Source organism: Actinomadura fulvescens, from assembly GCF_039533225.1.
GTDB classification, from domain to species: domain Bacteria; phylum Actinomycetota; class Actinomycetes; order Streptosporangiales; family Streptosporangiaceae; genus Spirillospora; species Spirillospora fulvescens.
Window position 1 is genome coordinate 372,415 of record NZ_BAAATD010000008.1, and the last position, 13,657, is coordinate 386,071.

Here is a 13,657-nt window from a genome sequence, read left to right on the forward strand (position 1 = left end):
GGTGTCCGTGTCGTCTCGTCGTATCAACCGGGTCGCGACGATCACTGTTCACACCTCGCCCCTCGACCAGCCGGGCACCGGCGACGCGGGCGGGATGAACGTCTACGTCGTCGAGGTGGCCAAACGGCTGGCCGCCAAGGGGATCGAGGTCGACATCTTCACCCGCGCCACCTGCCGGGCGCTGCCGCCGATCGTCGAGCTGGCCCCCGGCGTACTGGTGCGCAACATCGTCGCCGGTCCCTTCGAGGAGCTCGACAAGTCCGAGCTGCCGGCGGAGCTGTGCGGCTTCACGTCCGGGGTGCTGCGCGCCGAGGCCTCCTACGAGCCCGGTCACTATGACCTCCTGCACACCCATTACTGGCTTTCCGGCCAGGCGGGCTGGGCCGCCAAGCGACGCTGGGGCGTGCCGCTCGTCCACTCGATGCACACCATGGCCAAGGTCAAGAACGCCGCGCTCGCCGCGGGCGACACCCCCGAGCCGCAGGCGCGCGTGCTCGGGGAGCAGCAGGTCGTCGAATCCGCCGACCAGCTCGTCGCCAACACCGCCAAGGAAGCCCGGGAACTGATCGACCTGTACGGCGCCGACCCCGAACGCGTCGCGACCGTCAACCCCGGCGTCGACCTCTCGCTGTTCCGGCCCGAGTCCGCGCTGCTCTCCCGCAGCACCGGGCTGCTGCCCCATCGCACCGGCCCCGCCCGGCGCCGCCTCGGCCTCCCGCGCGACGCGTACGTGCTGCTCTTCGTCGGCCGCATCCAGCCGCTCAAGGCGCCCGACGTACTGCTGCGCGCCGCGGCCCGGATGCTCGACGACGACCCGTCGCTGCGTTCGAAACTCGTCGTGGCCGTCGTCGGCGGCCCCAGCGGCAGCGGGCGTTCGCGACCCGAGGGCCTGCAGGCGCTGGCAGCCGAGCTCGGCATCTCCGACGTCGTGCGGTTCGAGCCGCCCTGTCCGCAGGGCGAGCTCGCCGACTGGTACCGGGCCTCCGACGTCACCGTCGTCCCCTCCCACAACGAGTCGTTCGGGCTCGTCGCCGTCGAGTCGCAGGCCTGCGGCACTCCCGTGGTCGCCGCCGCCGTGGGCGGCCTGTGCACCGCCGTCAACGACGGCGAGTCCGGCATCCTGATCAGCGGGCACCGGCCGGACGACTACGCCCGCGTCCTGCGGCGCTTGTACGCCGAGCCCGGGCTGCACGCCCGGCTCGCCCGCGGCGCCGTGCGACACGCCCAGTCCTTCGGCTGGGACACCACGGTCGACCGGCTCCTTGAGGTGTATACAGGCGCCCTGACCATGTTCCCGGCCGGTCGCCACCGCCTCGCTCCGGAGGTGCCGGTCTTGTCCGCCGCTTCGCCCGCTCCGTCGCCCGCCGCCGCCCTTCCGACCGCTTCCGCCGAGGTGTCCGCATGACCACGACCGATCCCGTCGCCGTCATCGAGAAGACGCTGCGGGCGGCCGAGCTGGAGTACGAGGTGCCGCGGCCCGGCGCGTTCTTCGTCAAGCTCCCCGGCCAGCACAAGCTGGCGACCATGACCTGGCTGATCGTCGGTGACCACAGCCTGCACGTCGAGGCGTTCTTCTGCCGCCGCCCCGACGAGAACCACGCCGAGTTCTACCGGTTCCTGCTGGAGAAGAACGGGCGGATGTACGGGATGGGATTCGCACTCGACGAGATCGGCGACGTCTACATCGTGGGCAAGCTCCCGTTGCAGTCGGTCAGCACCGACGAGATCGACCGGATTCTCGGCTGCGTGCTCACCTACTCCGACGAGAACTTCGACAAGGCGCTCGAACGCGGCTTCAAAACGTCGATCCAGCGGGAGTGGGACTGGCGGGTCAAGCGCGGCGAGAGCCTGGCCAATCTGCGGGCGTTCGCCTCGTTCGCCGACCCTGACCGTCGCTGACGCCGCCTTCACCCACCCCCGATAAGCTCTGGTGCCATGGCGACCCTGGTATTGCTCCGGCATGGCGAAAGTGTGTGGAACGCGGAGGGCCTCTTCACCGGCTGGGTGGACGTGGACCTGTCCGCGAAGGGAGAGGGCGAGGCCACCAAGGGTGGCGACCTGCTCCTCGACAACGACCTCACCCCCGATGTGGTCCACACCTCGCTGCTGAAGCGCGCGATCCGCACCGCCAACATCGCGCTGGACGTCGCCGACCTGCTGTGGATTCCGGTGTGCCGCTCGTGGCGCCTCAACGAGCGGCACTACGGCGCGCTGCAGGGCAAGAACAAGGCGCAGACGCGCGAGGAGTTCGGCGAGGAGCAGTTCAAGATCTGGCGCCGCTCGTACGACACCCCGCCGCCGCCGATCAAGGACAATGACCCGCTGTCGCAGGTCAACGATCTGCGCTACGCGGGCCTGCCGTCCGAGCTGATCCCGCGTACCGAGTGCCTCGCCGACGTGGTCGACCGGCTCCTGCCGTACTGGTACGACGCGATCGTGCCCGACCTGGCCGCCGGCCGCACCGTGCTGGTCGCCGCGCACGGAAACTCCCTGCGCGCCATGGTCAAGCACCTGGACGACGTCTCCGACGAGGCCATCACCGAGCTCAACATCCCCACCGGCATCCCCCTGGTGTACGAGCTGGACGACGACTTCGCGCCGCTCAAGCGCGGCGGCGAGTACCTCGACCCGGAGGCCGCCAAGGCCGCCATCGAGGCCGTCAAGAACCAGGGCGCCGGGGCAGGGGCCAAGGCCGCCGCGCCCAAGGCACCCGTCCCGCCCGTTCCGCCCGCGCAGCCGGTTCCGCCGGTCCCGCCCGCTCCGCCCGCCCCGTCCGGCGGTCGCAGGGGCAAGCGGAAGAAGTAGGCCTCACGGACAACACGAGGGGCGCCTTCCGGTGAGGAAGGCGCCCCTTTCAGTCGTGCGGTGCCCGTCTGGCTTCGTCAGGACGCGTCATGGCTTCGCCAGCGCGCTATGGCTTCGTCAGGACGGGCCCTGGCCGGGTCCGGTCTGGGCCTCGGAGGAGTCGATGATCTCCTCAGGGCGCTGGCCGGTGACCATGTAGACCACGTCCTCGGCGACGTGCACCGCGTGGTCGGCGAAACGTTCGAAGTAGCGGCCCGCCAGGGTGATGTCGACGGCGGGCTCGACGCCGTACTTCCACTTCGGCGACAGCAGGATGTCGAAGAGCTTGCGGTGGAGCCGGTCCATGCGGTCGTCGTCGGCGTCCAGCTCCAGGCCCATCTCGACGTCCTGGGAGGCGATGACGCTGCCCGTCTTGGCGATCATGCGTTCCGCGATCTGGCCCATCTCCAGGACGGTGGCCTGCAGCACCGGCGGCACGGCCGACTCGGGATGCCGGCGTCGCGCGGTCTTGGCGATGTGCACAGCCAGGTCGCCCATGCGCTCCAGGTCGCCGCTCATCCGCAGCGCGGTGATCAGCGTGCGCAGATCGCCCGCCACCGGCTGCTGGCGCGCCATCAGGTCGAAGACCGTCTCCTCGATCTCAGTGTCGATCTTGTTGACGTGCTCGTCCGCGCTGATGACCTCCTCGGAGAGCCGCAGGTCGGCGTCCAGGAGGGCGGTTACCGCGCGGGCCATGGCGGACCGGACCAGCCGGGTCATCTCCACCAGTTTGTCGGAGAGGGCGTCGAGTTCCTCGTGGTAGGCGTCGCGCAATTGAACATCCTTGGTGCGTATGGGGTCGGGGGACGGCTCCAGGCCTCGCCGCCGGACGTACCGGTCCACGCCACAGCCTGCCTGACCTGCATGAACGAACTCACATGAAGAGGTGAACTTTACGCTAACGACACCGTGTCGGATGGCCTGTTGGTGCAGGAACGGCCCGAATGGCACTTACGATCCGATGTGTGGAGGTCGAGATAGTCGCAGGCCTGACCGGGCTTGCCGGGCTCGCGATCGGGCTCGCTACGGGATTGGCGGTGCGCGTGAGCGAGCGAGCCCAGCAGGTCACGGCCCCGGCCGCGCCCCAGAGTGGGCTGCCGCCGGGCGTCGCGTCGGTGCTGAGCGTCCTGCGGTCCTCGGCCGTCGTGGTCGACGGTGAGGACCGGGTCCTGCGTGCCAGCTCGGCCGCGCGGGCGTTCGGACTGGTCAGCGGCGACCGGCTGGTGGTCGACGAGTTGCTCGCGATGGCCCGGCTGGCCCGCCGGGACGGAGAGATCCGCGAGACCGAGATCCAGGTGGCCCCGTCCAAGGGCCGCAAGCGGGCCGAAGGGCGCTGGTTCGCCGTCCGGGTGGCGCCGCTCGGCTCCCACGGGCAGGTGCTCGTGCTGGCCGAGGACCTCACCGAGATGCGCCGGGTCGAGGCCATCCGCCGCGACTTCGTCGCCAACGTCAGCCATGAGCTCAAGACCCCGGTGGGCGCGCTGTCGCTGCTGGCCGAGACGGTGGAGAGCGCCGCCGACGACCCCGAGGCCGTGCGCCGGTTCGCCGGCCGCATGCAGCACGAGTCCGTCCGGCTGACCAATCTCGTCCAGGACCTGATGACGCTGTCGCGCATCCAGGGCGACGAGCCCCTGCCCGAACTGCACCCGGTCGCGCTCGACGAGGTGATCGTCGAGGCGCTGGACCGCTGCCAGATCAAGGCGGGCGCCAAGAACATCGAGCTGACCGGCGGAGGCCAGGACGGCCTGAAGGTCCGCGGCGACGAGGAGCTGCTGACCACCGCCATCCGCAACCTGATCGACAACGCCGTCGCCTACAGCCCCGACAACACCCGCGTGGTGGTCGCCATCCGGCAGTGCGACGAGCACCACGTCGAGATCAACGTGACCGACCAGGGCATCGGCATCCCCGAGGTCGACCTGGAACGCATCTTCGAACGCTTCTACCGGGTCGATCCGGCCCGTTCCCGCCAGACCGGCGGCACCGGCCTCGGTCTGGCCATCGTCAAGCACGTCACCACCAAGCACGGCGGCGAGGTCGTGGTCTGGAGCAAGGAGGGCTCCGGCTCGACCTTCACCATCCGCCTGCCGCTGCTCAACCCGTCCGCCCGCGAGGCGCGGGCGGAGGCGGGCACCGGCGAGGAGTCCGCCGCGCGCGCCCGGCACCCCGGCGGCGACGCGTCGATCGTTTACCCGACCCCACCCAGCCCCTGAACGGGCCGCGCCAGCTGATGACGGTCGGCCCGCAACTGACCCGTCGATGGGACCGAATTGGAAACCGCCCGGGAGGCAACACCGTGACCCGTGTGCTCGTCGTCGAGGACGAAGAGTCGTTCAGCGACGCACTTTCGTACAACCTGCGCAAGGAGGGCTTCGAGGTCGCCGTGGCGGCCACGGGCCCCGACGCGCTGGACATCTTCGACCGCAACGGTGCCGACCTCGTGCTGCTCGACCTGATGCTGCCCGGCCTGCCCGGCACCGAGGTGTGCCGCGAGCTGCGCGCCAAGTCGAACGTCCCCGTGATCATGCTGACCGCCAAGGACAGCGAGGTCGACAAGGTCGTGGGCCTCGAACTGGGCGCCGACGACTACGTGACCAAGCCGTTCTCCACCCGCGAGCTGATCGCCCGCATGCGCGCCGTGCTGCGGCGCCAGGGCGAGGTCGAGGAGCTGGCCCCCGCCACCCTGGAGGCCGGCCCGGTCCGCATGGACGTCGAACGCCACGTGGTCAGCGTCAACGGTGACGCCGTCCAGCTGCCGCTCAAGGAGTTCGAGCTCCTCGAAGTGCTGCTCCGCAACGCAGGGCGCGTGCTCACCCGCATGCAGCTCATCGACCGCGTGTGGGGCGCCGACTACGTGGGCGACACCAAGACCCTCGACGTCCACATCAAACGGCTTCGCGCCAAGATCGAGGCGGCACCCTCCACCCCCCGCTACATCGTCACCGTCCGCGGCCTGGGCTACAAGTTCGAGCCGTAAACCCCCACCTGAGCTTCCCGAACGGCCCGCCCGGCATCCGCCGCGCGGGCCGTTCGGCGTTCCGGGTGGCCCCTTGAACGGCGAACGGCCTGCCTCGGGATGAGGCAGGCCGGCCGGTCGGGTTCGGGCCGGGGCTAAGGCCAGCTCGGTCGGGTCGGGACTGGGTCAGCCGTGCGTGGCCGGGCTTTCGCTGGCGGTCGGCGGCACCGAGCCGGACGGGCTGGTCGTGCCGTGGCCGCCGCCCTGGGTCGGGGTGCCGTGCTCGGAACCGCCGTGCTCGGTTCCGCCGCTGGGCGTGGTCGCCGGGGTGCTGGCGGCTCCGGGCACCGGGACGCCGGTGGAGATCGGGGCGTACGTGGCGAATTCGCCCTGCTGCGGGACCACCGGCACCGGGATCTCGACGGAACCGGCGTTCTCGAACTGGAGCTTCACCTTGATGGTCTCGCCGCCGCGCACTTCGCGGGTGAGGCCGGACAGGACGACCAGCGGGGCCTTGCCGGTCGGCGAGGTGGCGGCGCCCGAGGCCGGGGCGGACGGCGTGCCGCTTGCCGGCGCGGAGGGCGTGTTGGAGGACGCCTGGCTCGGGCTGCTGGAGGCCCCCTGGCCGCCGGTGGCGCCGGGAGCGCCCGAGGGTGCCTGGCTGGCGGTCGCGCCCGGCGAGGCGCTGGTCTCGCCGCTGGGCGTGGACGCCGGCTTGGTGGCGTCGCCCGAGGGCTTGCCGCTCGGCTTGCCGGACGGCTTGGTGCTCGGGGACGCCGCGGCGGAGGCCGGGCCGAACAGCGACACGGCGGTGCCGATGCCGTTCGGCTGCGCGGGCGCCAGCGTCACGGCGCCGCCGGAGACCTTCGCCTGGGCGAAGTCGGGCGCGGTGACCGAGACCAGCCGGTCCTGCGCCTTGACCTGGTTGACCAGAATCCCGTAGAGCGGCAGCGAGCTCCCCTGGGGCAGCACCTTGTCGGGCTCCGGGCCCAGCAGGAACATGTTGCGGATGTCGATCTTCGACACCTTGTCGCCCTGGGGCACCGAGGCGTTGACGGCCTCGGTCAGCTGGGTCGGGGCGGCCGACTGCGGGGTCTCGCCGGCGCCGCAGCCGGTGATCACCGGCGCGATGGCGACGGCGCCCGCGACGGCGAACGCGACCACTCGACGGCTGTTACGGATCACGGCGTCGATCTCCTCGCGAAAAAGGTGTAGTCGAAGAAGGAAGAAAGGGGCGGCGCGCAGCGCCAGGTGAAGCCTAGCGAGGGTGGGCCGCCGATCCGGTATCGGGGGTGGGTTTCGCAAGGCGAGCCGCCGGGTAGCGGCAGCGGCTGAGCCGCGGGTAGCGGCAGCGGCCGAGCCGCGGGTCACTGGAGCCGCTTGACCTTCTCGGTCAGCTCCTTGCCAGGCTGCGGATCGTCCACGATGTCGCTCACCAGCCCGTCCGAGCCTACGAGGACGGCGGCGGGCTTGCCCCCGGCCCGCACGTACGTCCTGGCCATGTGCGCCTGATCGTCTTCGATGAGGCCGACCTGTCCGTCGTGGACCTTGCCCTTCAAGGCGCGCAACTTCTTGATGGAGTCGTCGCTTGAGGTGGTGTCGCCTCTGCGGTCGAACATGAGCCAGAACCGGAGCCGGTTTTCGCCGGTCATGCTCGAAAGCTCCTCGACCAGGCCGGTGCAGGCGCACGACGGCGGCACGACCGCGAAGACGCCCGGCCCCAGTGCCTGGAGGCGCTGGCGCCTGCGCTGGGCGGTCACCACGGTCACCTCGACGTCGGGCAGGGTGCCGCCGACCTGGCCGACGGGCGCGGTGGGGTGCGGCGTGACCATCGAGGTGGTGGGACGGGGCGCGGGCCGTGGGCCGAACGCCGTCATCAGGGTCCCGCTGAGGAGGGCCACCAGCAGGGCACCGACGATGATCGGTACGGCGATGCCGAAACGGGTGAGGGGGCGCAGCAGGCGGCTCGCGCGTGCCCGGCGGCGGCGCTGGCGTTCCTCGCGGCGATAGGCGACGACGTCGCGTTCGAGCTCTCGTGCGTCATCCGGCACCACCACGTCGACGCGTGGCAGGCCGTAGTCGTCTGGCTCGGGGTCGCCGTCTGGCCTCACGCCGCACCTCGCTGTCCTGAGCTCTGCGGAGCCGTCCTCTGGTCCCGCGGACCTTGTCGCGTACCCCTTTCGCCCTTTACGGGCGCTTCGTACCCGCGCGGCCCGCCGTGTGCACCTCCCAGTATGGGCCGCTTCCCGCATACTGGGAGGAGGATGTTCGGAGGTGTTCTCGGCGCCGCCACGGCGGCCTGGGCGCACCCGTTTCCGCTGCGAAATCTGGGCGGAATGCACCGTTCAAGGGCTTTGTCAAGACCCCAATTAGGGGGTTGACCTGCGGATTTGTCTTTAAGGTCGGTACAGCCATCGCCGGGTCCGTGCTACCCTGGTTGTAGCGGAAGGGGTACTTGTCACATGACTTTCCAGGTCGGCGACACCGTCGTCTACCCCCACCATGGGGCTGCTCGGATCGAGGCCATCGAGACTCGCACCATCAAGGGTGAGGAAAGGACCTATCTGGTCCTGAAGGTCGACAAGGGCGACCTGACAGTCCAGGTTCCTGTCGAGAACGTGGAGGACGTGGGCGTCCGCGACGTTGTCGGCCAGGAGGGTCTGGAAAAGGTGTTCGAGGTGCTTCGCGCACCCTACACCGAGGAGCCGACCAACTGGTCGCGTCGCTACAAGGCCAATCTTGAGAAGCTGGCCTCCGGCGACGTCAACAAGGTCGCCGAGGTCGTTCGCGACCTCTGGCGGCGCGACAAGGAGCGCGGCCTGTCCGCGGGCGAGAAGCGCATGCTCGCCAAGGCGCGCCAGATCCTGGTCAGCGAGCTCGCGCTCGCCGAGAAGACCAACGAGGACAAGGCCGAGGCCCTCCTCGACGAGGTTCTCGCGACCTGAGCGTGAGCACACGGATTCCACGGGTGGGCGTCGGTACCGACGTCCACCCGTTCGCTTCCGCCGACGCCGAGCCCCGTCCCCTGTGGGTGGCCGGTCTCGAATGGCCCGGCCAGGGCCTCGCCGGTCACTCCGACGGCGACGTGGCCGCCCACGCCGCCTGCGACGCGCTCCTGTCGGCCACCGGCCTGGGAGATCTCGGCGCCGTCTTCGGCACCGACGATCCGCGCTGGGCCGGCGCCTCCGGCGTCACGCTCCTGCGCGAGGTGGCCCGCCGCGTTCGCGAGGCCGGATTCGTCATCGGCAACGTCGCCATCCAGGTCATCGGCAACCGCCCGCGCATCGGCAAGCGCCGGGCCGAGGCCGAAAAGACCCTCAGCGAGGCCCTGGACGGCGCCCTCGTCTCCATCTCCGGCACCACGACAGACGGCCTGGGTCTCACCGGCCGAGGTGAAGGCATCGCCGCGATAGCCACCGCCATCGTCTTCCCGCGGCTCTGACCTCTTCTTGCCGCGTTAGGGAGTGGCCGGGTAGATCGTTCCCGAGACCTCGCCGAGGCTGATCCGTGAACCGGAGGCGCCGGGGGCCGTGGCGCGCATGGTGACGGTGTCGCCGTCTTCGAGGAACAAGCGCTCGGAGCCGTCGGGCAGCTCAAGGTGGTCCCTGCCGTTCCAGGTCAGCTCCAGGAGACAGCCGCGCTGGTCGCGTTCGGGGCCCGAGACCGTCCCGGAGGCGAACAGGTCTCCCGTGCGCAGAGGCGCGCCGTTCACCGTCGCGTGCGCGAGCTGCTGCGGTGAGCTCCAGTACATGGTGGCGAACGGCGGCCGGGAGATCACCTGCTCGTTGATCAGAACTTCGAGGTCGAGGTCCAGCCCCCACGGCTCGTCCACCCGGAGATAGGGGAGCGGAGCCGGATCCTGGGCGGGCTGGGGCACGCGTGCGGCCTCCAGCGCGGCGAGCGGTGTCACCCAGTGGGAGACGGACGTCGCGAACGACTTGCCGAGGAACGGGCCCAGCGGCTGTGATTCCCAGAACTGGATGTCCCGCGCGCTCCAGTCGTTCACCAGGACGAAGCCGAAGACGTGGTCGGCGAAGGCGCCGGTGGGGACGCGGGTGCCGGGGGCCGAGGGCACTCCGGCCACGAAGCCCACCTCGGCCTCGAAGTCGAGCTTGAGGCAGGGGCCGTAGGCGGGCCGCCGGTCAGGGTCCGTACGGCGTTGGCCGCAGGGCCGGACGATCGGCGTGCCGGAGGGGAAGACGGTGCCGGAACGGCCGTGATAGGCGACCGGCAGGTGCTTCCAGTTGGGCGGCAGCGGGTCGCCGGAGGGACGGAAGATCTTTCCTGTGGTGGTGGCGTGGTCGAGCGACGAGTAGAAGTCGACGTAGTCGGCCACGTCGATCGGGCGCAGGAGATCGACGTCCGCGACCGGGATCAGCCGCGGCTCGACGGCGGCGCGGTGGCCCTCGTCGGTGAGGAGCTCGGTGAGGCGAGCCCGGTTGGCCTGCCAGGCGGTGCGTCCCGCGACCATGAAGCCGTTGAGCGAGCCGGAGGCGAACCAGTGGCGGTCCTCGATCAGCCCCGCGGCGGACAGGGCGGCGAGGTCCAGCACGTACGCCCCGATGGCGACGCCCACCCGGGGCAGCTCGCCGGGTCTGGAGAAGACTCCGTACGGCAGATGATCGACGCCGAAGCCGCTGTCCGCGCTGTCCTCAACCCACGAAACCGTCGTCATGGGGATCAATGTTCCCCGTATCGCCCGATTGGACCAGGCCCAGCCCGGTGAGCTCCGTACGCGGCGAGTCGATGTCACACGAGCTGATGGAGGTCAGGAGACGGCGAACGGCCTCGGGTGGCGGGGCGGTACCGGCCACGGCGGCTGCTACGGCGGCGGCGTCGGAGGCTATGGCGGCGGTGTCGGTGCGGTCGAGGATTTGCTGGAGCGTGTGTTCGAGGGGCGTCATGAAGTGGTCGTACGCGGGGGTCGCGGCACGTGACACGGCCAGAAGGACGTTGAGGAAGCCGTGGTGGGTCAGGCCGGTGGCCGGATCGGTGTGGCGTACGGCGTGATGGAGCCCGGCGGCGCACTTGAACGGCATGTCCCGTTCGGCACAGGCGGCGATGAAGGCCGCGAGCTCGGCGGTGGAGGGGAACGCCTCAGCGGCCAGCCCGCCCGTGCGCAGCTTGGCACCGAGCGGTGCGCCGCGTGCGCGGGCGGCGGCCAGGCGGTCGAGGATGTCCCGCCAGCCCGGCGCGCGCCGTACCTCGATGTACGTGGGGACGTCCGAAGGCAGCCGGGCGATCGTCACGGCGGCGGCCCGGGCCTGGTCGGCCTCCTCGGGAAGCGTGATCTCCACCGACCCGAGGCGTACTCGGGGTTCGGAACGCGCGGCGTCAAGGGCCTTGGGCAGCTCGGCCACGCCGGTGTCGGCGATCAGGCCGAGGTCCAGCAGATCCTCGGGGATCAGATGCGTGCGCAACTCGGCGATCCGGGACGCCGGGCACAGGAACCGGCCCACGACCGGGTCGGTGGTGGTCGCCGCGGCGCGGTAGGCCGGGAGCGCTTCCTCCATGGGCGCACACGCGGGTGGGAACAGCGCGGCGGCGTCGACGAACCGGGTGAAGAGGCGCATGCCCGGTGTCTACCCGAAGGCCTTGTGATGACTCGCGGTGGGCGGCGGCGTGCGGCGGCGGCGTGCGGCGGCGGCGTGCGGCGGCGGCGTGCGGCGGCGGCCGCATGCGGCGGCGGTGGCGTGCGTCAGTCGGCGGGTGGGGTGGGCGAGCTGCGGAACCTGCTCGACGGCGGGTGCCAATCCCAGATCCGCTCGTCATCCGCGTCGGGGTCCTCGGCACGGTCGACTGCGGGCAGCTCGGTGTCGTCCTCGGTCTCGTTCTTGGTCTTCGCCTCGGCGTCGTCGAGGGTGGCGGGCAGGACGATGTCGGGACGTGTGGTCTTCGTCAGCTGAACGTGGTTGGTCTCCGCGTGTGGTCGCGTTCGTACGAGTTCGACGTCCGTGGCCAGGAGCGCAGGCACGGGCGGACGAGGAGAGGTCTCCTCCGGCTCGTCGTCGTCGCTGTGCGCATCGGATTCAACGTCGCGTTCGGGTGCAGCGTCGCGTTCGGGTGCAGCGTCGGGCGTGGGGGCGGGGGGACGGTCGTGGGCTCCGGCCTCTTCGGACTCGGACTTGCGCTCCGGCCCTGCTGGTGAGGCGGTCTCCAGGAACGGAATCAGGTCTGGGCTGGTGTGCGCGGTCTCGGGTCCGGTGGGCTCGTTCGCAGGTCGCTCCGGGCGTTCCGAAGGCCCCGGGCGTTCTTCGGACGAGGCCGTACGAACCTGCTTGAACATCGTCAGCCACAGCCACACTGCGATCACGAGCATGACGTGGGGCGCCACGGCGATGCCCGCCTTGACCGGCTTGTCAGGCAGAGACTCATAACCCCAGAGCGAGTGTTGTACCCCGATCGCGGCGGCGCCGCCGACCAGGACGAGCAGGAGCGCCCACCGGAGCCATCGAAACCACCACCTGGCCTGCCGCGCGACCACCAAGGAGAGGATCGTCATCACCATCAGCGCGTCCGCCATGACCGGGTAGATGGGCGCCCAGCGCCTGCTGGCCCGGCCCGCTAGGGCGAGCTCCCGCAGGACGTCGTACGTCAGGACGAACGCGCCGGCCAGGAGCACGGCGACGCCGAGCCCGGCGGACACGGTGAGAAGCCGGCGCTGTGCGGTGGTGGAACGATCGGAGGGCATCTTCTCAACTCGTCTCGGGGGAGAGCGGATGGGCGTGCCATCGGGCCGTACGGGGAGTCGCGCGGGTGTCGGGCAGGGGGTTCGCGGTCGGTGCGGGCTCTTTCACGGGAGATCAACCAGCTCGGGAGGTGGTCACCCCTAATCTTCACGTTGATCATCGTGGCGCGCGTGCGACACGCGGAGGGCCGGTCGTTATGGGCGGCGAAGGAGCCCACGCGGGACGTGACAAGTGCGTAGGGCGGGCCGCGGGGCTCGGAGACCGTGGCCGAAAACAGTGATTTTCTCCCTCGATAGCGGGGTAGTCGCTTATTTATGTCCTTCCCCCGGGACGTACTCGACCAGGCGGAGGCACGGCGGCTCGGCGACCCGGTCCGGGCCTTCGACGCCCGTACCGGACGGCGTCGTGCCCTGGCATGGATTGCCCTGCTCGGCCTCGCCGGACTGGGCCTCGTACCGGCGGCGCTCATATACCTCGCCGACGGCGAGCTCTGGCTCGGCGTCCCGGCGGCCGTTCTGGCGTTGGGCTACTGGGGAGGGGTGGCATGGATTCTGTGGCGAGCGGTCTCGCGCGGAGCGCTGCGCGGTGACCGGCTAGCGAGCGTCCATCTCTTCTCGTACGGCCTAGTGGTGGCAAGCGGGGGCAGAGCCGGTACGTACGTCGCGTACCGCTGGGACGATCTCGCAACCGTCACCACGTCGGGTGTACAGCGAGTCGCGCGCGGGCCTACGCATTGGCAGTTCACCGTCATCGCCACGGACGGCCGCCGGATCGTCCTGGGAGAGGACCTGCCCGGTGTACGCGAACTCGGCGAGACCGTGGCCGCCGAGATCACCGCACGGATCGTGCCACAGGCACTCAGCGTGGTCCAGGCGGGTGACACCGTACGGCTCGGGCCGTTCGCCGTCAGCGCCGAAGGGATCGAGAAGGAGGGCGAACGTCTCGCATGGCCGGCCGTACGGGACGTGGGCATCGACAACGGGATCGTCTTCGTCCGTACGCTCGACGGGCTCGTCCAATTGGCATCTGTGGCAGCCCATACGCCCAACGCCGTCGCGTTCGTCGAGCTCTGCCACCATCTCCAGGCACTCCAGGCGGCGGAAGACGTCGGCGCCTCCGGCGGACCGCCGGACAACCGTGTCCCGCCGAGCCGGCGCTGATCTCCTCC

At 70.6% G+C, this 13,657-nt stretch carries 14 protein-coding genes; 8 read left to right on the forward strand and 6 right to left on the reverse strand.

Features of this window, described 5'->3' with window-relative positions; genetic code table 11:
* Window position 1: 1 nt before the first annotated feature.
* Genes mshA through ABD333_RS29445 form a run of 3 tightly spaced genes read left to right on the forward strand, consistent with a single transcriptional unit; the run spans window position 2 to window position 2,805 of the window.
* Complete coding sequence (gene mshA, locus ABD333_RS29435) at window positions 2-1,405, forward strand: D-inositol-3-phosphate glycosyltransferase (protein ID WP_344545772.1); 1,404 nt, start codon at window positions 2-4, stop codon at window positions 1,403-1,405.
* Window positions 1,402-1,899 (forward strand): type III secretion system chaperone family protein, encoded by a 498-nt coding sequence (locus tag ABD333_RS29440; protein WP_344545773.1) that lies wholly within the window; start codon window positions 1,402-1,404, stop codon window positions 1,897-1,899. The genes mshA and ABD333_RS29440 overlap by 4 nt, the downstream gene beginning before the upstream one ends.
* Before the next feature lie 36 nt (window positions 1,900-1,935).
* Window positions 1,936-2,805, forward strand: a complete 870-nt coding sequence (locus ABD333_RS29445; protein ID WP_344545774.1) for a phosphoglyceromutase — start codon at window positions 1,936-1,938, stop codon at window positions 2,803-2,805.
* 117 nt (window positions 2,806-2,922) lie between these two features.
* Here ABD333_RS29445 and phoU read toward each other — a convergent pair whose 3' ends face one another.
* Window positions 2,923-3,618 carry a phosphate signaling complex protein PhoU gene (gene phoU, locus ABD333_RS29450; RefSeq protein WP_344545775.1) on the reverse strand — a complete coding sequence of 232 codons (696 nt, stop codon included), beginning with the start codon at window positions 3,616-3,618 and terminating at the stop codon, window positions 2,923-2,925.
* Window positions 3,619-3,809: 191 nt separating this feature from the next.
* On the opposite strand from phoU, the gene ABD333_RS29455 reads away from it, so the two are divergent.
* Both ABD333_RS29455 and ABD333_RS29460 read left to right on the forward strand, forming a co-directional pair.
* Window positions 3,810-5,057 carry a sensor histidine kinase gene (locus ABD333_RS29455; protein WP_344545776.1) on the forward strand — a complete coding sequence of 416 codons (1,248 nt, stop codon included), beginning with the start codon at window positions 3,810-3,812 and terminating at the stop codon, window positions 5,055-5,057.
* Window positions 5,058-5,149: 92 nt separating this feature from the next.
* The gene (locus ABD333_RS29460) at window positions 5,150-5,821 is read left to right on the forward strand and encodes a winged helix-turn-helix domain-containing protein (protein WP_486303485.1); all 672 of its coding nucleotides are present in this window, start codon (window positions 5,150-5,152) and stop codon (window positions 5,819-5,821) included.
* A 165-nt stretch (window positions 5,822-5,986) separates the two neighbouring features.
* Here the strand turns inward: ABD333_RS29460 and ABD333_RS29465 are convergent, their stop codons facing one another.
* Both ABD333_RS29465 and ABD333_RS29470 read right to left on the reverse strand, forming a co-directional pair.
* Entirely contained in the window at window positions 5,987-6,985 is a 999-nt protein-coding gene (locus tag ABD333_RS29465) for a hypothetical protein (RefSeq protein ID WP_344545778.1), read from the reverse strand.
* Window positions 6,986-7,167: 182 nt separating this feature from the next.
* Window positions 7,168-7,911, reverse strand: coding sequence for a hypothetical protein (locus ABD333_RS29470; protein ID WP_344545779.1), 744 nt, complete (start codon window positions 7,909-7,911; stop codon window positions 7,168-7,170).
* Between the two features lie 351 nt (window positions 7,912-8,262).
* Between ABD333_RS29470 and ABD333_RS29475 the strand changes: the two genes are divergently transcribed.
* Together ABD333_RS29475 and ispF are read left to right on the forward strand one after the other, a co-directional pair.
* A complete protein-coding gene (locus ABD333_RS29475; protein ID WP_151561586.1) occupies window positions 8,263-8,745 on the forward strand; it encodes a CarD family transcriptional regulator in 483 nt (160 codons plus the stop codon).
* Between the two features lie 23 nt (window positions 8,746-8,768).
* A complete protein-coding gene (gene ispF, locus ABD333_RS29480) occupies window positions 8,769-9,242 on the forward strand; it encodes a 2-C-methyl-D-erythritol 2,4-cyclodiphosphate synthase (protein WP_344545780.1) in 474 nt (157 codons plus the stop codon).
* A 15-nt stretch (window positions 9,243-9,257) separates the two neighbouring features.
* On the opposite strand, the gene fahA is transcribed toward ispF, so the two are convergent.
* The 3 genes from fahA to ABD333_RS29495 all read right to left on the reverse strand — a co-directional run bounded on the left by fahA (window position 9,258) and on the right by ABD333_RS29495 (window position 12,491).
* Entirely contained in the window at window positions 9,258-10,475 is a 1,218-nt protein-coding gene (fahA, locus tag ABD333_RS29485) for a fumarylacetoacetase (RefSeq protein WP_344545781.1), read from the reverse strand.
* Window positions 10,453-11,373 (reverse strand): hypothetical protein, encoded by a 921-nt coding sequence (locus ABD333_RS29490; protein WP_344545782.1) that lies wholly within the window; start codon window positions 11,371-11,373, stop codon window positions 10,453-10,455. The genes fahA and ABD333_RS29490 overlap by 23 nt, the downstream gene beginning before the upstream one ends.
* A gap of 125 nt (window positions 11,374-11,498) precedes the next feature.
* The gene (locus ABD333_RS29495) at window positions 11,499-12,491 is read right to left on the reverse strand and encodes a DUF2637 domain-containing protein (RefSeq protein ID WP_344545783.1); all 993 of its coding nucleotides are present in this window, start codon (window positions 12,489-12,491) and stop codon (window positions 11,499-11,501) included.
* Between the two features lie 312 nt (window positions 12,492-12,803).
* Here ABD333_RS29495 and ABD333_RS29500 point away from each other — a divergent pair, with 312 nt between their 5' ends.
* Window positions 12,804-13,649 carry a DUF6585 family protein gene (locus ABD333_RS29500; protein WP_344545784.1) on the forward strand — a complete coding sequence of 282 codons (846 nt, stop codon included), beginning with the start codon at window positions 12,804-12,806 and terminating at the stop codon, window positions 13,647-13,649.
* The last annotated feature ends 8 nt before the right edge of the window (window positions 13,650-13,657 follow it).